Source organism: Klebsiella sp. JB_Kp042 (assembly GCF_040065275.1).
GTDB lineage: Bacteria > Pseudomonadota > Gammaproteobacteria > Enterobacterales > Enterobacteriaceae > Klebsiella > Klebsiella quasipneumoniae.
The window spans coordinates 199,159-224,244 of sequence record NZ_JBEAJL010000027.1; the positions used below are offsets into that span (position 1 = coordinate 199,159).

Annotated in this window: 19 protein-coding genes and 2 pseudogenes; 11 read left to right on the top strand and 10 right to left on the bottom strand. The window is 58.9% G+C overall.

The genetic code is table 11. From position 1 onward, the window contains the following. Nucleotides 1–171 precede the first annotated feature (171 nt). The 3 genes from ABLV54_RS10970 (at nucleotide 172) to ABLV54_RS10980 (ending at nucleotide 3,530) form a co-directional block, all read left to right on the top strand. Nucleotides 172–1,308, top strand: a complete 1,137-nt coding sequence (locus ABLV54_RS10970) for an alpha/beta hydrolase (RefSeq protein WP_135704301.1) — start codon at nucleotides 172–174, stop codon at nucleotides 1,306–1,308. Between the two features lie 72 nt (nucleotides 1,309–1,380). Continuing rightward, nucleotides 1,381–2,583 carry an MFS transporter gene (locus ABLV54_RS10975; protein ID WP_050533911.1) on the top strand — a complete coding sequence of 401 codons (1,203 nt, stop codon included), beginning with the start codon at nucleotides 1,381–1,383 and terminating at the stop codon, nucleotides 2,581–2,583. Between the two features lie 77 nt (nucleotides 2,584–2,660). Then, a complete protein-coding gene (locus ABLV54_RS10980) occupies nucleotides 2,661–3,530 on the top strand; it encodes an aldo/keto reductase (protein WP_023289371.1) in 870 nt (289 codons plus the stop codon). 24 nt (nucleotides 3,531–3,554) lie between these two features. Here the strand turns inward: ABLV54_RS10980 and ABLV54_RS10985 are convergent, their stop codons facing one another. From ABLV54_RS10985 to ABLV54_RS11015, 7 genes are read right to left on the bottom strand one after another with little or no spacing between them, the layout of a single operon-like run. After that, a complete protein-coding gene (locus ABLV54_RS10985; protein WP_050533910.1) occupies nucleotides 3,555–5,753 on the bottom strand; it encodes a glycoside hydrolase family 2 TIM barrel-domain containing protein in 2,199 nt (732 codons plus the stop codon). After that, nucleotides 5,743–8,433 carry a response regulator gene (locus ABLV54_RS10990; RefSeq protein ID WP_050533909.1) on the bottom strand — a complete coding sequence of 897 codons (2,691 nt, stop codon included), beginning with the start codon at nucleotides 8,431–8,433 and terminating at the stop codon, nucleotides 5,743–5,745. Before ABLV54_RS10990 ends, ABLV54_RS10985 begins: the two co-directional genes overlap by 11 nt. Before the next feature lie 2 nt (nucleotides 8,434–8,435). Beyond that, nucleotides 8,436–8,870: a hypothetical protein gene (locus ABLV54_RS10995; RefSeq protein WP_023289374.1), complete on the bottom strand. Its 435-nt coding sequence runs from the start codon at nucleotides 8,868–8,870 to the stop codon at nucleotides 8,436–8,438. Then, nucleotides 8,867–10,261, bottom strand: a complete 1,395-nt coding sequence (locus tag ABLV54_RS11000) for a DUF3131 domain-containing protein (RefSeq protein WP_050533907.1) — start codon at nucleotides 10,259–10,261, stop codon at nucleotides 8,867–8,869. Before ABLV54_RS11000 ends, ABLV54_RS10995 begins: the two co-directional genes overlap by 4 nt. Next, nucleotides 10,246–11,793 (bottom strand): DUF3131 domain-containing protein, encoded by a 1,548-nt coding sequence (locus ABLV54_RS11005; RefSeq protein ID WP_050533906.1) that lies wholly within the window; start codon nucleotides 11,791–11,793, stop codon nucleotides 10,246–10,248. The genes ABLV54_RS11000 and ABLV54_RS11005 overlap by 16 nt, the downstream gene beginning before the upstream one ends. Continuing rightward, complete coding sequence (locus tag ABLV54_RS11010) at nucleotides 11,790–13,121, bottom strand: DUF3131 domain-containing protein (protein WP_050533905.1); 1,332 nt, start codon at nucleotides 13,119–13,121, stop codon at nucleotides 11,790–11,792. The genes ABLV54_RS11005 and ABLV54_RS11010 overlap by 4 nt, the downstream gene beginning before the upstream one ends. Then, nucleotides 13,118–14,935, bottom strand: coding sequence for a cellulose synthase catalytic subunit (locus tag ABLV54_RS11015; RefSeq protein WP_050533904.1), 1,818 nt, complete (start codon nucleotides 14,933–14,935; stop codon nucleotides 13,118–13,120). Before ABLV54_RS11015 ends, ABLV54_RS11010 begins: the two co-directional genes overlap by 4 nt. A gap of 276 nt (nucleotides 14,936–15,211) precedes the next feature. Here ABLV54_RS11015 and opgC point away from each other — a divergent pair, with 276 nt between their 5' ends. The 5 genes and pseudogenes from opgC (at nucleotide 15,212) to ABLV54_RS11040 (ending at nucleotide 19,376) form a co-directional block, all read left to right on the top strand. Further along, nucleotides 15,212–16,429, top strand: a complete 1,218-nt coding sequence (opgC, locus tag ABLV54_RS11020; protein WP_156835256.1) for an OpgC domain-containing protein — start codon at nucleotides 15,212–15,214, stop codon at nucleotides 16,427–16,429. A 10-nt stretch (nucleotides 16,430–16,439) separates the two neighbouring features. Further along, nucleotides 16,440–17,339 (top strand): annotated as a pseudogene (locus ABLV54_RS11025) (hypothetical protein). A gap of 8 nt (nucleotides 17,340–17,347) precedes the next feature. Then, a pseudogene (locus ABLV54_RS11030) lies at nucleotides 17,348–18,561 on the top strand (SpoIIE family protein phosphatase). After that, on the top strand, nucleotides 18,551–18,889 hold the full coding sequence (locus tag ABLV54_RS11035) for an STAS domain-containing protein (RefSeq protein ID WP_023289382.1): 339 nt from the start codon (nucleotides 18,551–18,553) through the stop codon (nucleotides 18,887–18,889). Before ABLV54_RS11030 ends, ABLV54_RS11035 begins: the two are co-directional and overlap by 11 nt. A gap of 19 nt (nucleotides 18,890–18,908) precedes the next feature. Further along, the gene (locus ABLV54_RS11040; RefSeq protein WP_050533902.1) at nucleotides 18,909–19,376 is read left to right on the top strand and encodes an ATP-binding protein; all 468 of its coding nucleotides are present in this window, start codon (nucleotides 18,909–18,911) and stop codon (nucleotides 19,374–19,376) included. Between the two features lie 45 nt (nucleotides 19,377–19,421). Here the strand turns inward: ABLV54_RS11040 and ABLV54_RS11045 are convergent, their stop codons facing one another. Further along, nucleotides 19,422–19,610 (bottom strand): hypothetical protein, encoded by a 189-nt coding sequence (locus ABLV54_RS11045; RefSeq protein ID WP_023289384.1) that lies wholly within the window; start codon nucleotides 19,608–19,610, stop codon nucleotides 19,422–19,424. 301 nt (nucleotides 19,611–19,911) lie between these two features. Then, nucleotides 19,912–20,826: a LysR family transcriptional regulator gene (locus tag ABLV54_RS11050; protein WP_050533901.1), complete on the bottom strand. Its 915-nt coding sequence runs from the start codon at nucleotides 20,824–20,826 to the stop codon at nucleotides 19,912–19,914. Between the two features lie 108 nt (nucleotides 20,827–20,934). Between ABLV54_RS11050 and ABLV54_RS11055 the strand changes: the two genes are divergently transcribed. After that, complete coding sequence (locus ABLV54_RS11055; protein WP_248860859.1) at nucleotides 20,935–21,696, top strand: SDR family oxidoreductase; 762 nt, start codon at nucleotides 20,935–20,937, stop codon at nucleotides 21,694–21,696. A 143-nt stretch (nucleotides 21,697–21,839) separates the two neighbouring features. Here ABLV54_RS11055 and ABLV54_RS11060 read toward each other — a convergent pair whose 3' ends face one another. Next, nucleotides 21,840–22,406, bottom strand: a complete 567-nt coding sequence (locus ABLV54_RS11060) for a DJ-1/PfpI family protein (RefSeq protein ID WP_023289387.1) — start codon at nucleotides 22,404–22,406, stop codon at nucleotides 21,840–21,842. A 599-nt stretch (nucleotides 22,407–23,005) separates the two neighbouring features. Here ABLV54_RS11060 and tssB point away from each other — a divergent pair. Beyond that, the gene (gene tssB / locus ABLV54_RS11065; protein WP_023289388.1) at nucleotides 23,006–23,497 is read left to right on the top strand and encodes a type VI secretion system contractile sheath small subunit; all 492 of its coding nucleotides are present in this window, start codon (nucleotides 23,006–23,008) and stop codon (nucleotides 23,495–23,497) included. A gap of 42 nt (nucleotides 23,498–23,539) precedes the next feature. Beyond that, nucleotides 23,540–25,084 (top strand): type VI secretion system contractile sheath large subunit, encoded by a 1,545-nt coding sequence (gene tssC, locus ABLV54_RS11070; RefSeq protein ID WP_044522514.1) that lies wholly within the window; start codon nucleotides 23,540–23,542, stop codon nucleotides 25,082–25,084. The last annotated feature ends 2 nt before the right edge of the window (nucleotides 25,085–25,086 follow it).

The following is a 25,086-nucleotide window of genomic DNA, read 5'->3' on the forward strand; positions in this document are numbered from 1 at the left end:
TCTCCCGCCTCGTAATCCGCATGCCATTTAGAACAAAATGGTATTAATCTTAGCATTTTTTACCCACTAATCATCACTATTACTGCTGACTACACTAAGCCCACGACAACAAAGCGCATCAGCGTTGTCTACTGGGGATTTGCATTGATCACGTTTATTTAGGGGACTTTGATGACGGTTTTCACCAAAAAACTGACAGCCGCGATACCTGCCATGCTGCTTTGCGCCTCAATAAGTGGAGTCACAACGATGAGTTATGCTGATACGACTAACCCGAATACGCCTGTCTCTTTGATTGAAAAATGGGACAAAACATTTCCTGAGAGCGTGAAAGTGGATCATCGTAAGGTGACCTTCCACAACCGCTACGGGATCACTCTGGTCGGGGACCTCTATTTGCCGAAAGATCGCGGCGACCGCAAACTGGCCGCCATTGCCGTTAGCGGTCCTTTCGGCGCGGTAAAAGAGCAATCCAGCGGCCTGTATGCGCAGACGCTGGCTGAACAAGGGTTTGTCACCCTGGCGTTTGACCCATCCTATACGGGTGAAAGCGGTGGCTACCCACGTAACGTGGCTTCGCCGGACATCAATACCGAGGATTTCAGTGCTGCGGTGGACTTTCTGGGCCTGCAAAAAGAGGTGGATCGCCACCGTATCGGTTTGCTCGGCATTTGCGGATGGGGCGGTATGGCCTTAAACGACGCGGCGATGGATACGCGCGTCAAAGCGGTGGCGACCAGCGTCATGTATGACATGAGCCGCGCGATGGGGCATGGAGTCGGCGATGGCAAAGACCGCTACACGACAGCCGACCGCCGAGCGGTACTGCAGTACCTGAACGCGCAGCGCTGGAAGGATGCGGCAAACGGCACTTTCGCCCCCGGCGGGCATGACATTTATGTTGATGATAAAGGCAACGTCAGCGCTGCCGATCGTATTTTGCCGGAAACCTTGCCCGCCAATCCCAACCCGGTCCTGAAAGAGTTCTTCGATTATTACCGTATGCCGCGTGGTTTCCATCCGCGTTCGGTTAATTCAACCGGGGCATGGAATGCGACGATGCCGCTGTCGTTTATGAATATGCCGCTGCTGAATTATGCCGGCGAAGTGACTATTCCGACGCTTATCGTGACGGGCGAAAAAGCCCATTCTCGCTATTTTGCCGAAGCTGCCTATAAGGCTATTGGCAGCAACGAGAAAGAACTGGTGATTGTCCCTGGCGCAAACCATGTCGATCTTTATGACAACGCCGCAGGCAAAATTCCCTTTAGTCAGTTTGAGCAGTTCTTTAAAACCAACCTGAAATAGATCTCCGGTGCCGGAGACATCCCCAAAGCCGCCACGCGCCTGCGGGCGGCTTTGTATTGTCGGAGATAAACAATGTCTGCATTAAGTAACACCCGGGCACACTGGAGCGGCGTCCTGGCGATGACGCTCTGCGTATTTGTACTCATTGCCTCAGAATTTATGCCGGTCAGCCTGTTAACGCCCATCGCTGGCGATTTAGGCGTCACCGAGGGATTAGCCGGTCAGGGCATTGCCATTTCAGGCGCGCTGGCGGTGCTGACCAGCCTGACCATTTCTCGCCTTGCGGGAGCACGGGATCGTAAATACCTTCTGTTAGCGCTCACGGCGCTGATGGCGGTCTCGGGAATGATGATTGCCCTGGCGTCCAGCTATCCAGTTTATATGCTGGGCAGGGCGCTCATTGGGATCGTCATCGGCGGCTTCTGGTCTATGTCGGCGGCAACGGCCATTCGCCTGGTGCCGCAACGTCAGGTCCCCCGCGCATTGGCCATCTTTAACGGCGGTAACGCGCTGGCCACCGTTGTGGCAGCGCCGCTGGGCAGCTACCTGGGGGCCACCGTCGGCTGGCGCGGCGCCTTTTTATGTCTCGTCCCGCTGGCGATGGTGGCCTTCGTCTGGCAATGCGTTAGCCTGCCGTCGATGAAAAGCCAGCGCGCACCACAGCCGCAGGGAACCGTGCTGGGTTTGTTCCGCCGCTCGACGGTATTCCTTGGATTGCTGGCCTGTGGGCTGTTTTTTATGGGGCAGTTTACCTTATTTACCTATGTGCGACCGTTTCTGGAGACCGTGACCCGAGTCAGTTCCTCTGGTCTGTCCCTGATATTGCTGGCGATGGGTACCGCCGGTTTTGTCGGCACGCTGCTTATTTCGAGCGCGCTGAACGCCCGGTTTTATCCGACGCTGGTGGCTATCCCTTTGGCCATGGCCGCGATTGCCGGAACGCTTCTGCTGGCCGGACACCACCCGGGATCAGTCGCCGTACTGTTAAGCCTGTGGGGCCTGCTGGCGACAGCCGCGCCCACCGGCTGGTGGATGTGGATTGCGCGGACGCTGCCCGAGGATGCGGAGGCGGGCGGTGGTCTGATGGTCGCCGTGATCCAGCTATCGATTGCCCTCGGGTCAACGGCAGGCGGCCTGATGTTTGATAGTCTGGGATGGCGCAGCAATTTTGCACTGAGCGGTCTGTTACTGCTGGCGGCGGCAGGGGCGACTTTTCTGCTCTCTGCCAAAATCAGCTCATCTCAGCGCACGCCGATTAATGAGCTGGATGCATAAGTCAAATCACAAATGACAGGGTAATCACGGCGACGTTTATGGCCTACCATGATGGTTAAACAAGATGAGGGCTGACCATGGAATATTGCGTATTAAGTAACAACCGTAAAATGCCGATGCTGGGTTTTGGCGTTTTTAAGGTGACCGATAAAGCAGAGTGTAAGCGGTCGGTGCTGAACGCCATTCGCACCGGCTACCGCCTCATCGATACCGCCGCCGTCTACGATAACGAAGATGCGGTGGGGGAGGCCGTTCGCGAAGCCATCGCCGAAGGTCTGTGTACCCGCGAGGCGCTGTTTATTACCTCCAAACTGTGGGTTCAGGACATGGCCAACGCCGGAATGGCGAAAGCCGGGATTGCCGCGTCCTTAAAAAAATCCGGGCTGGAATACTTCGATCTATATCTGTTGCATCAGGCGATGGGCGATTATTTCAGCGCCTGGCGCGCGCTGGAGGAGGCTTATGAAGCCGGTACCCTGAAAGCGATCGGCGTGTCCAATTTCTATGCCCATGTGTTAGCTAACTTCTGCGAAACCGTCAGAATCAGGCCGATGGTGAATCAGGTCGAACTGCATCCTTATTTCGCCCAGCCCGCGGCGCTGGAAACCATGAAGCACTATCATGTTCAGCCGGAAGCCTGGGCGCCGTTAGGCGGTGGCAGACATAATCCGTATGAAGAGGCCATGCTGCAGGAGATTGCCGATGCCCACCAAAAAACCGTTGCTCAGGTGGTCCTGCGCTGGAACGTGCAGCGTGGCGTCACGGTCATTCCTAAATCCACCCGCCAGGAGCGTATTGAAGAGAACTTTGCCATCTGGGATTTCTCGCTCACCGCGCGCGAAATGGCGCAAATTAGCGATCTGGATTTAGGTTACGTTGGCGAAGCAGTGAAACACTTTAACCCTGAATTCGTTCGCGGCTGTCTGGGGGTGAAAATCCACGACTGATCGCGGCTCAGCGTGAAGTCTGCTTCATTTAGCTGCCTGCGCCGCGGCGACGGGTTCGGTATGCTGGTTAGCGCCCACGCGTGTGCCGCGACGGTTGTCGATGCGGTAGTCGACCGTCACGGGCTGCGGGCCGGCGGGGGTGACGGTCAGCTCCCTGATCATCTGGCCGGCGTCCGGTGGCAGGGTCCGGGTGGTTTCCCCCTGAGCGAGCATCTGGCCATTTTGCCTGACCTGCCAGGTCAGGCGACAATCCTCGCAGGCCGTCCAGGTATCGTTAATCGCCCACAGGCGCACCGTCGCCGGGCTACCCTGACGCCAGCTGGCGGTCACCGGCTCGATGGATGGCAGGATCGGCTGATAGGCGCGCTGCAGGGCATAGTAACCCGCCTTCGGCTGGCGCAGATAATCCACCACCCCCCAGTTGATGGAGGGCCATGTCTCGACAAACATAAAGTGGAACAGGGCGGTCACCGGCTGATAACGTTGGCGGCGATAGCTCTCCGCTGCCAGCGCCACCAGCCTGGCCTGATACGCCTGGGTGTTTTCAATCATCTCCTGAATAGTGTTGCCTCGTGGAATACCGGCAAATTTAAAGGTCTGGAAAGGCTGAAAATTATGGTACTTCCATCGCACCCAGCCGGGGTCGTCGGCGGCGGTGGTTTTCGGCCACAGCAGACGGGCCGGGATAATGGTCTTCAGGGTGGAGAGGCGGGGCAGCGCCTGAGCGCCAAACTCGGTAATAATCCCGGTTTTCGCCGGGGCGAGCAGGTCGCGCAGGGTGCCGAAATACCAGCCCGCCCAGTAGTGCTCTTCAACAGCGGAAAAGCGATGCACGATGCGGGAGGTATCTTCCGCCAGCGCATCGCCCACCCGCTGCGTCAGGGTCTGGTTTAAGGTTTTACGCCAGTCGGGGAAGCGTTTCTCCATCCACGGCGAGTTCCACGGCGGCTCGTTGTGACCGCCCCAGACAATAATCGCCGGCGAATTGCCCAACTGGTCCATCATCGCCCGGGTCTGGCGCACCGCGTTATCGGCAAAGGCGACGCTGTCATCATAACCCCACTGAAGTGGAACATCCTGCCAGATCATCAGCCCCATCTCATCGGCCACCTCATACAGCGCGCGCCCCGCCACGTGGCCATGAACGCGGATGGCGTTGGCGTTCATGGCCGTGACTAGCCTGAAATCCCGGCGATATTTTTTCCGCGTCATGGTGCTCAGCCACGGCGAGCCAATATAGTTGCTGCCCTTGATGAACAGCCGTTTGTCATTGATGCGCCAGCCCTGATTGTCCGCCAGCGCTTCCACCTTACGTAATCCGGTGCGGGTGACGGCGGTATCCATGATCCCCCGGTTATCCGCGAGGGTGGCGCGCACCCGGTAGAGGTTAGGTTTGCCAGCCCCCACGGGCCACCAGAGCTTTGCCGAGGGCATGGGCAGCGAGACGCGCAGGACGCCTGCGGTGTTCTCCAGGGTGACCGCGAAGGCCTGTTGAAAACGCGGGCCGGAAAAATTGTCCGGGGTGGCCGTCAGGCGCAGCGTGACGGGGCCGGGGGTCACGGCGCGATAGCGGATTTCGGCACGCAGAATGGGGTGCTCCAGCCCCTGTCGCCAGTCCGGACGCAGGATCACCTCGTCGAGGGTGACGCCGCGGCTCAGATGGAGCTTCACCGGCGCCCAGATCCCCCCGGAGTTGGCATCCTGCCCCTGAACCGACCAGGCGCCGCCCGGGCGGGTATCGTGCTGGTTCAGGATCCCTTTCATCAGCGTCTTGTGCAGCGGCCAGATCGTTTGCGGGTCTTCATAGGGGCTGTCGACCCGCACGGCGAGCTGATTGTGGCGGCGAACGACCCCGCTGATGTCCACCGGGAAGCGCTGAAAATACCCTTCGTGCCGGGCCAGCGTCTTGCCGTTGAGCGCCACCTCGGCAAAGTAATCGACGCCGTCAAACACCAGGGTGGCCATGGCGTCCGGCGTCAGGCCATGCAGGGTAAACTGATGGCGATACCACAGGGCGCCCTGATGATCGTATCCGGCGCTGTACCAGTTTGCCGGTACCCGCAGCGTGCGCCAGTCGCCGTCCGAAGCCTGCGCGCCGTCGAAGGCGCTGTCGTTGGCGTCATGCACCCGCCATTGTCCGGCCAGTGACCAGGTCACCGGCGCTGAGCCGGCGTGCGCCAGCGGCAGGCAAACCACCAGCAGCAGAAGACGTCTAGCGATCACGGGGAGCCTCCTGCATTCTGCGGCGCAGCCACAGGCGGCAGCCCGCGATCGCCTCGGCCAGCGCGTCGCACAGGTCGCCCGGCACGCTCTGGTCGGGCGAGGCTGCCTGGCTCTCCAGTTGCTGGAGCACCCCGGAAAGGCGCTGAAAGCCAAGGGTGGCCGCCTCGCCGCGCAGTTTGTGGGCGGCGCGACGCCACGTCTCACGGTCATTAGCGTTAATGGCGTGGGTAAGGGCGGCGGCGGCAGCGTCAAGCCCAGCAGCGAAGAGCCCCAGCAGCTCCTCGACCAGCTCAGGATCGTCGGCGCACTGTTTCAGCAGGCGGGCCTCGTCCGGCAGGCCTTCCTCTTCCTCCGGACCGCCATCTTCCGCCGCGCCGACGCGGGCGATGGCCTCCCGTAGCGCCTCCTGGCTCACCGGTTTGGCGATATAGCCGTCGAAGCCCATCGCCAGACAGCGCTCTCTATCGCCCTGCATCGCGTGGGCGGTCATAGCCATCGCGGGCTGGTGCTCCCGGCCGAGCGCCTGCGTCTCTTCACGCAGCAGGCGGATGGCGGTTTCACCGTCCATCTCCGGCATTTGCAGATCGATCAGCAGGAGATCCCAGCAGTCGGCGCGCCAGCGCGCCAGCGCCTCCCGGCCGTTGTTCACCACCTCGCAGCGGTGGCCAAGCTGTTCCAGCAGCCGTCTGGCGACCTTCTGATTAACCAGATTGTCCTCGGCCAGCAGGATATGCAGCCCGGCCTGTTCCCTGACCGGTTCCGCAACGGGGGCTGGCGCTGTCGCCACCACCGGCGTGGGAACCAGAATGCCGGCGATAACCTGATGCAGTTCGCGCTGCGCCACCGGTTTATGCAGATAGTGAGCAATGCCGATGCGCTTGAGCATATTGGCGTCAAAATGGCGGCTCATGGAGCTGAGCATAATAATCTGGCTTTGCCGGGCCTCGGGCAGGGCGGAAAGCTCCAGCGCCAGGGATACGCCGTCCATATCCGGCATCTGCGCGTCCAGCAGGATCAGCGGCCAGGGCGGCCCTTCGGCGGCCCGGCGTAGCGCCTCGCCGGCGTTGTCCACGCAGCTTGGCATCAGCCCCATCTGGCGAAGCATGGCGTCGAGCAGGCGCAGGTTGGTGCTGTTGTCGTCAACCACCAGCACCCGCTGGTGGTTAAAGTGGCCCAGCGGGGCGCTGTCGGCGGCGGCGTGCAGCGCTGTCAGCGGCAGGGTGAAGGCAAATTCGCTGCCCGCCCCGGGCTGGCTCTCCACCGTCAGCTCGCCGCCCATCAGGTTGACCAGGCGGGCCGAAATGGTTAACCCCAGACCGGTGCCGCCGTAGCGGCGGGTGGTGGAGCTATCGGCCTGGCTGAAAGCCTCGAAGATCGCCTTTTGCTTCTCCGGGGCGATGCCGATGCCGGTATCGCGAATGCGAAAGCGCCAGCGGTTTTCGTCGTCGGCCGGCGCTATCGCCAGCAGAACCTCCCCCTGATGCGTGAACTTCAGCGCATTACCCAACAGGTTGGTCAGGATTTGCCGCAGCCGGGGGCCATCGACGACCAGCACCTCGGGCACCGCTGGGGAGATATCCACCAGCAGCTCAATGCCCTTTTCGCTGGCGGCAGGCATATGCGGGCGGATCAGCGACTGAACAAAGGGGCGGATCTCCAGCGGCTCTTCGTCCACCTGCATCTTGCCCGACTCAATGCGTGAGAAATCAAGAATGTCGTTAATAATGTGCAGCAGCGACTGGGCTGAGCTCATCACCAGCGAAAGGTACTCCCGCTGCTCCGCGGTCAGCGGCGTGTCGAGGCAGAGCTGCGTCATGCCGAGAATGCCGTTCATCGGGGTGCGGATTTCGTGGCTCATATTGGCGAGGAAGGCGCTTTTCGCTTCGTTCGCCTCGCGGGCTTCCTTCGCCGCCTCAATGGCCAGCAGCTCTGCGGCTTTGCGCCGGGTAATATCCTGCAAGGTGCCGATCACCCGCTCTGCCTGCTGCTGCATATTGAGGGTGACGATCTGCCCCGAGAGCAGCATCCAGCGCCAGCCCTGCGTGGGGTGCTGGACGCGAAGTTCACATTCAAAAACCGGCATATGCTCGTTTTGCGAGGCGATCATCGCCTGTTGCAGGGTGGCGCGATCGTCCTCGTGGACCAGATTGAGCATAAAACGCAGTGGAAAGCGCCACTGCGCCCGTGACTGGCCGACCATCGCCAGCAGAGTGTCATTGACCTGCAGGCTGTCGCCGGAGACCTGCCAGTCCCAGATGCCGATCTGGATCGACTCCGCGGTGAATAAAAAGTCGTCATGAAGCTGGTGACGCGAGCGTCGGGCCTCGTCAAGCTCGGTGATGTCGGTATGCAGGCTGACAATCCCGCCATCCGCCAGCCGCTGATGCTGAACGTAAATCCGGCGGTTGCCCGACTGACGGACCTCGCAGTGGTTCGTCTGGCGGCAGTTGCGGATTATCGCCTCGCGCAGCGTCTGTTGCCGGCCAGGGTCGATGTTATATCCGGCATCGATAAACTTCTCCGCCAGGCTCTCAAGAGAGGCGCCGACGGCGAGCCAGGGCGCGATCGTTGGATAAAACAGCGCCACCTTATCATTCCAGGCCTGCAGTCGTTCGCGCTCATCGTAGATCATCACCGCCGAGGGCAGGAGGTTGAGGTCGGTACGGTTAGCGGCATGCATGATTACTGGCCAGCGGTTTGATAGTGCAGCTCCGCCTGGCGGCGCAGATACTCAAGCCCAGGGGCGATGGCCATTGCCCATGCGGTGAGGATCTCCTCATCGCACAGCGGATCGCTGGCGCGGACGGTTTTGAGCATCGCTTCCCGCCAAAGGGCAAAAAAACGCGGCGGCAGACGCAGGCCTTCCTCGCTCTGCGCCCGCGCCAGCCGTTCCAGGAAATCGGGTACAAAGAGGTCGCCGTTGACCGCCAGCATGGCGAAAAAGCTTTTGAAGATCATCTGCTGGCCTTCTTCGCCAGAGCGTTGTGAGAAGTGCTGCTCGGTTTCCGCAGACATATGGATAAAAGTAGTGTAGAAGGCTTCGAAGAAGCGCTGTTTGTCGTGCTCCGGTACGACGCGATTCAGGCTGGCTTCAAAGAGATCGCGATAAAACTTCATGGTGCGCTCCTCATGACCCGTTCGCCCGGCAGGCAGCGGCGGGGCGGGTTAAATTCGTCCGTCGCGCGGCGGGCAAAATAGCTGTTGTCATCCGCGAGGCCGTTTTTGAACAACGGCCCGGCGTTGTGTTTGTAAAACAGCGCCTCCAGCACCATGGCGTTGGTGGAGAGGGTGAGGGTGGCGTTGACGTCGCCGGTGGCCTCGACCCGACCTTCAAACCAGCCGCGCTGCGGGTCGTTAAGATGGGTAGTGACCGCCATCAGCGCATCGGTATACTCGGTTTCCCACAGCGTCCACAGGACAAAGACCGCTTTGGTGGTCACCTGCGCCAGCCGGGGGTAGTATTTCCCGTCGTCCCCGAGCGTATTCCAGGCGTAGCCATTTCCCCAGACGGTGTCTTCCACGTGCCAGGGCGCCTGGGTAAGCGAAAAATCGGCCCGGGCGGTGAGCACCTTATCCTGCGACCAGCGCGTTTTCTGGCTGAGCCATATCCCTTCCGCCCGGGCGTGCATGGCTTTTTGTACCTCTTCCGACACGCCAGGCGGCTGCCAGCCGAACTCCAGTCCCGGCAGCATGGCGGGCAGAGTGGAGAGCACCACGGGTTGCCAGGTGGTTCGCGGGTCGCGGTCGTCAACGGCGAGGCGGCGCTGATAAATAATCACATGGCGCGCCGGGGGAGAGAGAGCCTTACCGGCCGGAAATCCCCACAGGCGGAACGCGCTGGCGGCGTATTCACTGTCTCCCAGCCGGAGCTCCTCGCGGATCGTCCGCTGCCCGTTCTGCAGTGAGGCGGACCACAGCTCACCGTCTTTATCGATCACCGGACAGAAGTTCCAGCGCAGGATAATTTTATCAATGTACTCGCCATACTGCGGCGCGCGTTCGGCGGTGAGCCGCAGGGCGAGCATCAGTCGCGCCATATCTTTCGCTGACCAGCCGCTCCCCGCCGGTTTGCCGCTGAAGTCGACAGGGGTCGCCGTCTGAGTGGAGTATAGCCTGCCCGGCGAACCGCCGTCGGTCAGCGTCAGTCGATTGAGGGTGCCGAGCAGGGGCGTCAGGCGGACGTCGAATTCCGCTTCCTTTACCAGCCCCAGCTCTCTGGCGGCGAGCAGGGCGATAAGGGTGTCGCCCATCTGCCATAGCGTCGCGCGGGGCTGTTTGTCGCTGCCGTTGACGAGGCCGGTTTGCGGCTGGGTATTGTTCTCGACGTACCGCCAGGCGATCTGCGCCCACGTCCGCTCCTGCGGCGTCAGGCTGCTGATACGGGCGGTGGTGTGCCAGCCGCCTTTAGTCAGCCAGCGCCACCCCGCGCCTTCGCGACCAAACAGCGCCAGGGCGATAAGCAGCAGGACGACGGCGACGGCCAGCCAGCGGGCTATGGTTTTAAGCATTGCGCGGTCACCGGCGGAAGTTTAACGGGTTCGTCAGCCTTGCAGGCGGCGCACTGGCAGGCCTGGCAGGCGGGTTGGATGCGCTGCGTGGTCCCGGTCTGCTCGCACCATGTTTTGACGGCCGGGGTGTTGCTCAGGAACGGGCGATTGCGCGGGCCGTTATTCGGTTCAAAGAGATCCACCAGCTTCTTGTCCCACAGCGACGGGGCGAAATTGCGGTTTTTCGGATTGTCGCTGGAAAACTGCAGCAGTTTGCCCTCTTTTTTAAACAACAGCGCTTCCAGCATGATGCCGTTATTGTTGGCGGTAAATTCATTGATTGGCCCGTCGCCGTTCTCATACAGCCCCTCGTAATAGCCTTTACCCGCTTCGTTCGCGTTTTCAATGGCGTCCAGCAGACGATCGGTATAGGGCGAGTTCCACAGCACCCACATCCCCATCGCCGCTTTGAGCGACACGGCGGCGCTGTTCGGTACGAACTGGCCTTTGTCGGTTATGGTGTTCCAGTTAAAACCATCGCTGAACACCGTGTCATAGACAAAGTACGGCGATTTATCGAGCTGATGCTCTGAGCGGGCGGTGAGGATCCCGGTGATGGCGTAGCGATTCTCCTGGGCCTGATAGACCCGGTCGGCAAAGTTTTTCATCCATGGATGGGAGTACTCGCGCGGGCTGTTGTTCCGGTCAGCAGGATTATCAAAGCCAAACTCCATGCCATACAGCACGTAAGATTCACTGACCACATAGTTATGCTGGCTGGTTTGCCGCGGGTCGCGCGAATCATAGGGGACCAGCACGCAGTAAATTTCCGCCAGCTCGTAGGGCTGCGGACGGCTGGCCTGACAGGTGTTAAATCCCCACAGCTGAAAGCCCGCCGCGCCGTACTCCTCGTAGCCCAGGCGGCCTTCCTGAACGTATTTTGGCTGGCCGTTTTCCAGATACGCCCCGTACAGCGTGCCGCAGGGATCGACCACATGGCTGAAATCCCACCCCAGCACCACGTTATCGATGCTGTTGCTGTATTCCGGATAGCGCTCCTTGATCACCTTCAGCCAGATCAGCATTCTGCCGATATCCAGCGCCGAATAGCCGATTTCGCCCGGCTTGTTCTGGTAGTTCACCTTCTGTCCGCTCACGGTGTTATAGGCTTTGTTGGGCAATTCGTTACGGAATAAATCGAGCTTATTCAGCGTGGCGAGAAACTTCAGCATCCGACGGTCGAACTCCGCCTTATCAATAATCCCCAGCTCACGGGCCGCGGTCATCGCGGCCAGATAGGAGGCGCTGTCCCACATGGTGGTGGAGGGGTATTTGTTCACCGCATTGACCAGCCCGGTGGTGGGCTGAAAGTTGGCGACGAAATATTGCCAGGCGTTTCTGGCGATAGTCATCTCCCTCGGCGTCAGCTCCCCGCTGCGCGGGGCGTATTCCGTAGCCGGCAGACCGGTCGCGGCCTGCGCGCCGGAGAGCGAGAGCCACAGCGCCATGAGTCCGGCCAGCAGGGGAAAACGGGATAAATAGATCAGCTTCATGGCGTTGCTCCTGCTGAGGACGAGGGGAGAGGGGCAGGGCTCAGGCAGGCCAGACACAGCATCTGCCCCCGGGAAATGTAGGCCAGGCTTTCCAGCACGATCGCGTTGGTATCGCCGTCAATAACGTCGTTGACGCTGCGGTTGAGGTTTAACCCGCGCTGCCAGCCCCTGCCCGGGACCTGCAGCGTCTGGACCTGCTGGCGCAGCGCTTCGCTCCAGCTATTACGGAACAGGGCGTACCAGGCAAAGGCGGTGCGGGTGGAGGTGATCGCCGATTGCTCCGGGGCGGCGCTGCGCGGAGCGAAGGCGCTCTGCGGCTGCCGGTCCGCCAGCGCGCTGGCATAATCTGGCGCGGGCTCGGCGTAGTCGGTGCTGATCGGCGGCTTGCTGACCCTCAGGCTATGACGGCGCTGCTGGATTTGCATGATGCGCCAGGCGATCTCCGCGCTCTGCGCGTCAAAGCCCAGCTCAAGCCCGGTGAGCAGGTACGGCAGGCTGATCAGCGAAGGCTGCCGACCCCAGGGCGTGCGCAGCCCCTCGTCGGGCACCATGATGCCGTCGATATCGATCATCTGCTGCCCCTGCGGCGGGTTGGTCACCGCCAGCCCCGCGGCGCTGTCGATCAGCCGCAGCGTATGGCTGGCGTACAGCCGGTAGCCAAAGCTGTCCCGCGGTTCATCCGCCGCCAGCGCCCAGTGGTGCAGCGGCGCCGCGGCCTGGCTGGCGGGGCTGTTGCTGATGAGCGCGCCGACCCGCCACTGATTAAACAGATCCCGCACCGCGGCGGCGTGCTGAGGATAGCGCCAGAGCAGTGTTTGCAGGGCGGTGAGCAGGCGTCCCATACCGATGGCGGAGGAGTCCGGGTTGCCGAGGATCTGCAGCGTGCCGGCATGGTACTGAGCGGCGGGCAATCCCTGGGCGTTGAGGGGCAGTTGACCGAGCGTAAACAGGGCGGCGGCAATGCGCTCATCACCTTCGGCGGCGGTCACAATATGCAGCTGCTCTGCGGCGACCACGGCGAAAAGATAGCTGCCGACGCTCCACAGGCTAAGCCAGGGTTCGCCATCGTGCGCGTTGGCCAGACCGTTTGGCTGAGTATTATTCACATAATACTGCCAGGCCACTCGCGCCCAGATCGCCTCGTCAAAGGTCAGCTCGCGCGGGGCAGGGAGCGGCGGAAAATCCTGGCTCAACGTCATCCCACCGCTGCTCTCTACGCGCGCGGGCATCTGTTTTTCCACCCACACGACAATCGCAAAACCCAGCAGGAAGCCAATGAGGATGGTGAGGTAGCTGCGGGCGGGGAGCAGGGCGTCGCGGATCCTCATCGACTTGTCTCCTGTTCTTCGGGGGGCGTCCATATGGCGGCGAAGATCAGCGGCAGCATGGCGGCAATATTCACCGCGCCCCAGAAAATGTTGATGACGTACCCGGAGGGGTCGTCAACCTGCCCGCGCGCCACCTGAATGCCGCCCCATAGCAGCCCCGTCAGGGTGAGTATAACGATGGCAATTTGCGGCTTGACGAGATAGAGAAAACGGCCCGTCTGTCGCTCTTTTGGCGTGACGTGAAATTTGATCTGCTCCCCGCGCAAAACGGTGTTTAGCGCCCGCAGATTCATCGAGAAAAAGGAGAGGTAAGAGGCCCGGCCGTCCCAGGCCGAAATGCCCCAGGTGCCGAACATAAAGGCCAGTTCGGAGACAATAAAAAAGGGTAAAAAGTGCAGATAGAAAGGGGTAGACCACGCCGACACCGGGGGAATGCCGGTGAAGAGATAGATAATGGGCGAAATCAGGAACACGGTATTCCATACGCAGGCCAGATAGGACCAGAAGGTGGTCGCATACATCAGCGTTTGCGGCAGCGAGAGTTTAAAGCGGCGGCGGCTGAAGATGTTGTCATGGAACAGGATATCCAGCGAACCGGCAGCGTACTTAAAGCGCTGGATCATCCATGTCAGCATATCCTGCGGCGAGAGCATTTTCGACTCGATCCGCGGGTGCATTACCGAGCGCCAGCGGCGGGCAGCGTCGCCGTGCAGCAGGATGGAGGTATAAATATCTTCCGAGACGTGGAACTTATAGGGCGTCAGTTCAGTATCGTAGGCCACGTGGGGGCGCATGGCCTCCTGCAGCGCTTCCCGCGTTGCCGGGTCGCGAATATCCCGCGTATGACGCGCGATCTCGGCGTCAACGCTCCAGACGTAGCTGCGCAGCGCGGCCTGCATCACCGCTTCCCGCCGGTGAACGGAGGCGGCGCCACAGCAGAATGCGGCATTAGCCCAGTTGCGGCGCCGTAAAATCACGTCGTAAAACATGCGCGGATCGTTGAAAAACGGATCGCGACCAATGGTCAGCGGACCGACGATTTTCTGCGCCAGCCAGCCCACGCCGTAGCCTGCGCCGCCCGCTTTACGCCGCAGCCAGCGCGCCAGATCCTCCCCCTCCGGGAGATCGAAAAACCATTGCGGGGTCTGCACCCAGGCGACGTCCGGATCGCGAAAATAGCCGAGCGTATTGCTCAGCAGGGTCGGGAAAACGCGGGTATCGGCATCACAGATGATCAGAAAGTCGCCATCGGTATGTTCCAGCCCATTGCGCAGGTTACCGGCCTTATAGCCGATATTGCTCTGACGGGTGATATAGTTCGCCCCCTCCTGCTCGCAGACCGCCTTCATCTCCGGGCGACGCCCGTCGTCAAGAACATGCACCTTATAGTCGAGCGGACCGGGATAGGTCATCCGCATGGCGTCACGGATCGACAGCCTGACCAGCTCCACATCTTCGGAGTAGGTGGCGATAAACAGATCGACTTTAATCGGCCTCGACTCCACCGCTTCATCCGCTCGCAGACAGTCGTTAATCTCCGTCGGGGGGACGCCTGGCGGAGGATCTTTTTCCTGCCATAAATTTATGGTGAACAGGACTGTGCCAATCCACGCCAGGGTTTCCGCCAGCGCCAGCGGAACGGCATACCATAGGGCGTCGGTATTTAAAGACGCGGTCCAGCGCCAGTAAATATAATTGGCGCCGAGAACCAGGGCGGCCACGGCTAATACCTGCCAGATCATCCTCACCCAGCGCGGGGTGCTGAGCGGCTCAGGCGGTCGACGATGTTCAAAACGGGAAAAATAAAAATCCATAGCAAGGATATCCTGATTCCGCGCTGAGTTTGAATGACTGGTCTGTTATTGATTGGCGGCGTTCTGCAGAACGCACAGGGGCTTATAAATAACAGTAAAGTGAGTGTAGATGGTGGCGTAAAAATTTCAACAGCGCGAAATGATAGTCACCGGGATGACTTAACATAGTGTGATGTACGCAGGCGGAATTTATAAAATGAGCATTGCAAGATAGCGCATTCTACACTATCTAAATAATTTGTAATAAATGTTGCAGGGTAGACGACGGGATCCCTCATGAGCCAGGTTGTTTCAGCGATTTCGCAAAAAGAAACTGATAAATCAACGGCCTGGCGTTACTCTCTGACCGGGGATCGCGACCTGCGTATCGACTTTATGCGCGGTATTGCTCTCGTGATGATGGTGGTGGCGCATACGGAAGTGATGTCGATATTTAATATTTTCAGCTGGGAACGATTTGGTTTGACCACCGGTGCCGAGGGCTTTGTGATCCTGTCCGGCTTCATGTTAGGGATGCTAAATCGTGTCAGATTACAAAAGGCCGTATTACTCACGGTGAGCTGGGGGCTTTATCTTCGCGCCTGGAAAATATATCAGGTTAATATTATTATTATTGTCTCTTTTCTTTTGCTGAGATATTTGCCCTATATTAATGTCTATGAAGTCACTCATTTTACCGACCGCTTTTCCGGGACCAGTTGGTCGCTTTATCCGCTAACCCCACAAATAAAAGAGACGTGGTTTAACATTATCCTTTATCTGCAGATTGGCCCGCATCAGACGCAGATCCTCGGTCTCTATATTTTTTTGTTATTGCTCAGCCCGCTGTTTCTCGGCATGCTGCAAAAGGGTCACGTCTACCCATTACTGGGCGTCTCGCTGCTGATCTACGGCTGCTGGCAACGCTGGCCGGTACGGGTGACGCCCTGCGAATTTGAATTCGCCTTTCCCCTGATGGCCTGGCAATTTATCTTTGTGCTGGGAATGTGCTGCGGCTGGTACAAAGCGGAACTGATCTCTTTCGCCCGCACGCCGCCCGGCAAAGTCGCCGTCGCGGCGCTGGTGTGCATCGCGCTTATCCTTGCGTTTGTCGCCCAGAATCATACCAATCCTTTTATGCCGCCCGCGCTGCTGATGCACGTGATCCCACCGGCGGAATTTAACGCCTTTTACCATACCTGGGCGGCGAAAAACGGCCTCGGGCCGGTACGGATCCTTAATGATATCAGTCTGATGGTCACTATTTATCTGCTGTTGACCTGGTGCTGGCGCCCCCTGAACTGGCTGGCAGGCTGGTTCCTGATCCCGCTCGGGCAGCGTTCGCTCTACACCTTTATTTTGCATGTTTACATCGTGCTCGCCGTAAGCCAGCTGGTCACCTTCGATCTGTGGCGCCAGGCGTGGATAGTGAACACCTTGATCCATGCCGCCGCGCTGGGCGTACTGTGGCTGATGGCCAAATACCGCGTCGCCGCACGCTGGATACCTAACTAAGGAAGGGCAAATGCGGGAGAAATATATGCTGGCCTGCGCGCTATGGTGCGCCATCGCAGGCGCCGAAGGAGCAGAAAAGAACGACGCACAACCGCTGCGTGATAAAAATGGTGAACCGGTGCAGGCCGGCGTGTTTACCAGCCGCTGGGGACGGCTTTTTTCCGGGAATGACAAGGTGTTTTCCGGAGCGCTGAGCTTTAGTTCGGGTTTAAAAGAGCAGTGGATGACCGTCCCCAACAGCTCAGACAGCGCAGAACAGAAGAAAAAATATAATCAGACGCTGAACCTCAGTCTGCAATACTCGCCTTACAGCTTCTGGTTCGCCAACGTGACATCCCGTTTACCGGTGACCGATACCAGCCGCTATACCGCCGATTTTCGCTATAGTTTTGGCTACGACGACTGGCATGCCAACACCGTCAGCCTGGTTTAAAGTAACTATGGCGATAACCACTTCTGGACCTCGGGCAGCAAGCGTCACACTTATTTTGAGCAGGGGGCGATTACCCTGGCGTATAAATTTTCGCTGCCGAAGCCCATGGAACATGCGCTATTGATTAACAAAGGCGATGCCATTATCTGTCAGGTAGGCTACAGCTGGGTGCCGCGCTATTACGATCTGGAGAGCGATGACATCCGCAAAAACAAAAACGTGCTGCTCGGCGGCTGCGGATATACCTTTAAGCAGCATTTTTTTGTACGCGCTACCGCGTTCTGGTATCCGGACAGTAGCCAGCAGCAGCCGTGGAATGGCGACTACAGTTACAGTTTCGGCTACGCGGGCTATACGCCAGGATCGTTCTCTGTGCAGTATGCCAACTATGCCGGTACCCGCTATCCGGGGCACGACAGCGGCAGCGGCAAGTTTCGTGAAGGCACGATCAGCTTTATCTGGTTCTTGCCGATTTAGGAGGCGCGATGTCGGCACAGCACGTCCTGATTGTTGAAGACTCGCTGGTTTATCGTCGGCTGCTAAGCCGGATGTTGACGCAGTGGGGCTATATCGTCAGTGAGGCGGAAAACGGCGTCGCCGCGCTGGCGATCCTCGAAAACCAGCCCGTCACCTGGTGATAAGCGACTGGGAGATGCCAGAGATGAATGGCCTGACGCTGTGCCGGGAAGTTCGCCGTCGCCAGTTTGGTCACTACGTTTATCTGATATTGCTCACCGCCCGCGAAGACCCTGGCGATTTAACGCAGGGGTTTGAGGCCGGGGCCGATGATTTTCTCAGCAAACCGGTAGAGCAGAGCGAACTGCGGGCGCGGCTGCACGCCGGGTCGCGGATCCTCTCCCTTGAGGCTGACCTCGCCGCGCGCAATGCGCGGCTGAGCGAAGCGCTGCGACAGATTGAACAGGATCTGGAGCTGGCGGCGCGCATTCAGCAGTCGGTTCTCCCGGCTCATCAGCTGCGTCATCAGGGATTTTTCTCCGACTGGATTTTCCTGCCCTCGGCCTGGGTGTCGGGAGATATTTTTAACGTCTTCCCGTTGGGCGATCGGCTCGGATTTTACTGCGTGGATGTCTCCGGACATGGCGTGGGGGCGGCGATGATGTCGCTCGCCGTCGCCCGCCAGTTTCTGCATGGCAGGGCCGTTGAGCGCTTTCTTTTTACGGCAGACAACCAGCCGGCGTCGCCTGCTGAAGTGGTGGCGATCCTTAATGGTCGTTTTTGCAGTGACGAAACAGAGATTGTCAGCTATTTCACCCTGATCTATGGCGTCATTGACCTGAAGACCGGCGCGGGCAAACTCTGTCAGGCCGGGCATCCCACGCCTTTTATCGTGAGCCCGGACGCAGCCGTCCGTCCGGTCGGCAGCGGCGGGGCGCCGGTGGGGTTGATAGACCATCTCTCGTGGGCAGATGTCAGTTTCTCACTGGCGCCGGGAGAGCGGCTGTGCCTGTTCAGCGACGGCATCACCGAATGTGAAAACCGGAGCGGTGAACAGTTTGGCGAGGCGCGTTTACAAGCGTGGCTGCAGGACAGCGTGACGCAGCCGCTGCCCGCGCTGCTGCCGGGGTTTGCCCGGCACCTGATCCGCTGGCGCAGTGGCGACGGGCAGGAGACTCAGGCGATGGCCGATGATGTTTCACTCTTGATTATTGAACGTACAGGGGACAGTGATGAAAATTGAAACCGAACGGCAGGCCTCGGTGACGATCCTGACGCCGGCGGTGCGTCGGCTGGATGCGTCCGTCGCGGTAGCCTTTAAAGCGGCAATCGCCCAGGAGATAGGCGAAGATCGCACCGATCTGATTGTTGATTTCAGTAAAATCGATTTTATCGACAGCAGCGGTTTAGGAACGCTGGTTTCCCTGATGAAAATGATGAATGGTAAAGGAGAAATGACACTGTGCGCGCTGAACCCCGGCATCCGCAATATGTTTACCCTGACCAGGATGGATCGTATTTTTCGTATTTGCGAGGATCGTACTTCAGCCCTTGCGCAGTTCAATCCGTGATGCGCCCGTGAATAACGTCATGCTGTTTCCTGCCCAACTCAGCTCGCTTTCACCGCTGGCGGCGTGGCTGACTCAACAATTGGCGCCGCTGCCCGTCGGGGAGGAGTGGCGCTTCGCGCTCGATCTTGCCGCCTGTGAGACGGCCACCAATATCATTCGCTATGCGCTGCATGAGGATCGGCAACGCGTTTTTCGTGTCGAATTTATCGCAGCGGAGGACCGGGTGACGCTGCGCTTTATTGATGCAGGAGAGGTCTTTCCGGCAGAGCGCCTGGCGCTGGCGCGTAGCGATGAGCGCTTCGATGTCGATCCGTTAGCGGAAAGCGGCAGAGGTTTGCGGCTCATTCTGCGCGCGGTGGACTATTTTAATGTGGAAAGCCGCGCCGGGGAGAATGTGACGACCCTGATAAAAGCGTTGCCGGATGCCGGCCTTCGCCATTCCACCGACGGTGCGTCAGGTGAAGGACCAGAGGTTGCCCCCAGGTGAATCACCGGGGGGATTTTCCCGCCCGCGTTCACCCGCTTCATCGTCTTATGGCTGTGCCTGAGCGGTGGACAGCGCGCCCAGGTGATAAGGGCGAATAGTATCTAAGGTCATCATGGCCGATTTGCAGAAAATGCATTTCGCACCAAAGGGATTTTTTTCCGTCACGTCAAACTGGGACGTTCTGTACTGGGAGCCATGGCAGCATGGGCATCTAAAATGGATATGTTCAATCATAATATAAACCTGTATGGGTAATGTTCTGTTGAAAAGACAATGGTCGTTTTCAGGGAAATTAACGCGGCTGATTTTTGTTAGTGGTAAGCCGGGTATTGGGTCAGACGGAGAGCTTTTTTAACGAGCCAACAGGGATCTGACAGGGCCTGTTTACAGAAAAAGCAAAATACTAACGGGACTGCTCAAAGGAAGGTGGTATCAGGGATAACGCCTGGAGATGAGAACACGTGCTTCGATAATAATTTTTCGTCTGGTAAATCGACTTAATGATTAACGCACGAGCCGCAAATAATAGCAATCGTTATTTTAGCCTTCCGGATGCCTGCTGAGCCAGGGGCGCCTTCATCAGCGCCGTCACCCAGTCGATAAATACCTGTACCCGGGCAGAGAGCTGCCGGCTGCTGGGATAGAGCAGGGAGAGCGGCAGCGGCGCAGGGCGAAAATCAGCCAGCACCTCCGTTAACCCACCGGATGCCAGATCGGCCTCAAGGCGGGACAAGGGGGCCTGATACAGGCCAAAGCCCAGCCTGGCCGCTTCGGCGCCGACGTCGGCATCGGAAGTCAGCAGCCGACAGGGCAAACTGACCTCGGTCTGGCGGCCATCCAGGGTAAAACTGAGCGGCAAGGTACGGTGCGTGCGCGATGAAACAAAACCGATCGTCACGTGTCCCGCCAGCTCGTCAATCGTATGCGGGGTACCGTACCGGGCGAGGTAGGCCGGGCTGGCGCAGGTGATCTCCTGCAGCATGGCGAGCGGCCGGCAAATCATCTCGCTATCGGGAAGATGGCCGCCGCGAATGACGCAATCTACCCCTTCGCGGACCAGATCGACGTCGCGCTCGCTTTCGCCAATCTGCAAGGTAATGGCCGGATAGCGGGCGAGAAACTGCGGTAGCGCGGGCAGCAGCAGGGTTCGCGCCAGATTGCCCGCCACGTCCACCCGGAGGGTGCCAGAGATGCTCCCTCCGGCGCTGCGGTTGGCCCCCTCCAGGGCCGCCAGGATGGAGACGCAGCGCTGATAATACAGCGCCCCCTCCGCCGTCGGCTGCACGTGCCGGGTGGTGCGCTGCAGCAGGCGCGCCCCAAGGCTGGCCTCCAGCGCCTTAATGGCCGCGGTCGCCACCGGCCGGGAAAAACCCAGATCCGCGGCGGCAGCGCTGAACGAACCCCGTTCGACGATACGCACGAACAGGGTCAGGGTATCCAGTTTATCCATGACATTGTTCCAGCTGGCAAAACAATCCTGTCGCACCATGTGGTCTTATCGTCGGCATTCAGAGGCCTATAATCGCTCATGTTTTCAGCAGAGATAAAAGGGGAAAACATGAACAATAGCGCAAAAATCGCCCTGGTGACAGGCGGCAGCCGTGGCCTGGGCCGCGCGACCGTTGAAGCGCTGGCTCAGCGCGGCGTGAATGTGGTATTGACCTACAACGCGCATTTCGCCGAGGCGACCGATGTGGTCGCGTGGGTTGAAGCCCAGGGCTCGCGGGCGATCGCGCTGCCCTTCAGCGCCGGCGAAACCGACACCTTTGACGGGTTTGTCAGCACCTTTCAGGCGGCCCTGGCGGAGCTGGGGGCCGATCGGTTTCATTACCTGGTCAATAATGCCGGCAATGCCAGCTGCATGGGGTTTCTGAACGCTACCGAAGCGGAGCTCGATGCGCTTTATCGCATCCATGTGAAGGGTGTTTTTTTCCTCAGCCAAAAATTATTGCCGCTGCTGGCCGATGGCGGGCGAATTGTGAATATCTCGTCCGGACTGACCCGTATCGTGATGGCGAATCGGGCGCCCTATGCAGTCATGAAGTCTGCGGTGGAAACCCTGACCCGTTATATGGCGTTTGAGCTGGGCGGCCGCGGGATCACGGTGAACTGCGTGGCGCCGGGCGCCATCGCCACGGATTTCAGCGGCGGGGTGGTGCGGGATAACCCGCAGGTCGCTCCGGCGGTGGCGAACATGACGGCGCTTGGCCGACCGGGGGTGCCAGAGGATATCGGGCCGATGATCGCCTCGCTGTTATCCGATGATCATCGCTGGGTTAATGCCCAGCGCATTGAAGTTTCAGGGGGAATGCGCATCTGAGGCGAGGAGACAATCCGGCCAGCGTTTCGCTGAGCTGAATCAGATTTGGCGGCAGCGGAAACGGCCGTTCGAAAACCGCCGGGCCGGTAACAAAGAGAGCGCCAGCGCGGCGATAGTCCATTCACTTAGTCAGAGAAAATGCGTTACTCCGCCAGCAGGGCGGCGAACTTCGCCAGCCACTGCGGGTGTGCCGGCCAGGCGGGGGCGGTGACCAGATTGCCGTCAACATGCGCCTGATCGATACCGATATCGGCATAATGCCCGCCGCTCAGGCGCACCTCCGGGGCGCAGGCCGGATAGGCGCTGCAGGTCCGCCCCTGCAGAATCCCGGCGGCGGCCAGCAGCTGTGGCCCGTGGCAGACGGCGGCGATAGGTTTACGCGCGGCGTCGAACGCCTGGACCAGTTTAATGACCTGTTCGTTCAGACGCAGATACTCTGGCGCGCGGCCGCCGGGGATCAGTAGCGCGTCGTAATCCTCGGCCTTCACCGCGGCAAAATCGGCGTTCAGGGTGAAGCGGTGCCCCGGCTTTTCGCTGTAGGTCTGGGCTCCGTCAAAATCATGGATCGCCGTCATCACATAGTCGCCGGCGGCTTTATCCGGGCAGACGGCATCGACCTGGTGGCCAATCATCTGCAGTGCCTGAAAAGGGACCATCGTTTCGTAATCTTCGGCGTAATCGCCGACCAGCATCAGGATCTTCTTGCTCATTATTTTTACTCGTTGTGGGAGAAAGGTGTCATAGATATAGCCTGGCGATCCGCAGAATGCGACCTCCTCAGGATGCCGATGACGGTGGCGTGCACATCTTGTAACCGGGTTCATATTTTTTTGGTAACGACAACTTTTTTCGCCATCGCGCTGTGGTCAGTCGCCCAGAAAATAGGCTCTTCAGCCACTGACGACTGTCTGCGGAGGAACATATCGCTGGGTCCGCGGTCATTCCTCGCCACGTTCGCTGGCCGGTTAGCGCAAACCAGTTGCTGAGAAAAAGGTTGCTCTTGAATGTTTTGCCGCGCGGGTGACGATAAATTGCGTTGCGAGGGGATGATTTAATTCCAGGTGCTGTTATCGCTATGTTTATTCTTATATTTCTCTTTGGGATGTAATTTATTTTTATGATTGTTTTAGGTTTTGTATTTATTTATTAAATATTTATTTTGGCGCTAAGAGAAAATGAAATCATTCACCTTGTGAGTATATTCAATAAATCTTCTTGTTAAGTTGATCGATAATCTATTTCTGTTTTATTATCCTCAGGTTTTTACCGTCAACTCTTCAATAATTATTCCCTGAGGAAAGGAACTGCTATGGCTGATACGTTCCAGAATGAAGTGCCTAAGGCTCGCATTAATCTCAAATTATCTCTCCACACCGGCGGCGTGCAAAAAAAAGTTGAGCTGCCATTAAAGCTACTTACCATTGGCGATTTTAGTCACGGTAAAGAAAACCGGCCATTATCGGAAAGAGAAAAAATTAACGTCAATAAAAATAACTTTAACAGCGTACTTTCGGAATTTAGCCCGGAGGTGAATCTCTCGGTGCCGAATACGCTGGCTGGCAATGGCGAAGAGGAGAACGTCAGGCTGCGTTTTACCGATATCAACGATTTTGAACCGGAGCAGATTGCCCGGCAAATTCCACAACTCCGCGCCATGCTGGCGATGCGTAACTTATTACGCGATCTCAAATCCAATCTGCTTGATAACGCCACTTTCAGAAAAGAGCTCGAGGCAATTCTGAAAGATCCGGCGCTGTCACAGGAATTACGCGACGAAATGAGTGCGCTTGCTCCGAAATAATGGCGGGGCAAGTCTGTTAATGGAATAACCGGGAAAATGCTAATGTCTGTTACCACAGAAAACAGCCCTGTTCAGGGGCAAACCGCGCTGCAGGAAAACACGGCGAGCGAGGGCGTTTACGCGTCGCTGTTTGAAAAAATCAATCTCGCCCCGGCCGCTCGCCTCGGGGACATCAACGACTTTCTGGACGATGCCGCGCTCTCCGAGGCGCCGGCGGCGGAGCGTCTGACCGCGGCGATGCAGGTGTTTATGGAGCGCATCCGCCAGTCCGGCCAGCGGGTGGAAAAGCTCGATAAAACGCTGATTGACCACCATATCGCTGAACTGGATTTCCAGATAAGCCGCCAGCTGGACGCAGTGATGCACCATCCGGAGTTTCAGCAGGTCGAATCCCTGTGGCGCGGCCTCAAACAGCTGGTGGACAACACCGACTACCGCCAGAACGTGAAAACGGAGATCCTCGACGTCTCAAAGGACGATCTGCGTCAGGACTTTGAGGATGCGCCGGAGCTGATTCAGAGCGGCCTTTACTGGCACACCTACACCGCGGAGTACGACACCCCCGGCGGCGAGCCGATCGGCTCGCTGATCTCGGCCTATGAGTTCGACGCCAGCGCGCAGGACGTGGCGCTGTTGCGCAATATCTCCCGGGTTTCCGCTGCCGCCCACATGCCGTTTATCGGCGCCGTCGGCCCGGCTTTCTTCCTGAAAGAGACCATGGAAGAGGTCGCCGCCATCAAAGATATCGGTAACTACTTCGAACGTGCGGAATATATTCGCTGGAAAGCGTTTCGGGAAACCGACGACGCCCGCTACATCGGCCTGGTGATGCCGCGCGTGCTGGGTCGTCTGCCGTATGGTCCGGACACCGTGCCGGTGCGCAGCTTTAACTATGTCGAGCAGGTGAAGGGGCCGGACCACGAAAAGTATCTCTGGACCAGCGCGGCGTTCTCTTTCGCCTCCAATATGGTGAAGAGCTTTGTCAATAACGGCTGGTGCGTGCAGATCCGCGGCCCGCAGGCCGGCGGCGCGGTGAAAGATCTGCCCATCCATCTGTACGATCTGGGCACCGGCAATCAGGTGAAGATCCCTTCCGAGGTGATGATCCCGGAAACGCGGGAGTTTGAGTTCGCCAGCCTGGGCTTCATTCCACTGTCGTACTACAAAAATCGCGATTACGCCTGCTTCTTCTCGGCCAACTCCGCGCAAAAACCGGCGCTGTACGATACCGCCGACGCTACCGCCAACAGCCGCATCAACGCGCGTCTGCCTTATATCTTCCTGCTGTCGCGCATCGCGCACTACCTGAAGATGATCCAGCGCGAGAATATCGGCACCACCAAGGACCGGCGTCTGCTGGAGCTGGAGCTGAACACCTGGGTGCGGAGCCTGGTCACCGAAATGACCGATCCGGGCGACGAGCTGCAGGCCTCCCATCCGCTGCGCGATGCCAGCGTGGTGGTGGAAGATATCGAGGACAACCCGGGCTTCTTCCGCGTGAAGCTGTACGCCGTGCCGCACTTCCAGGTCGAGGGGCTGGACGTCAATCTGTCGCTGGTCAGCCAGATGCCGAAGGCGAAGGCGTAGGG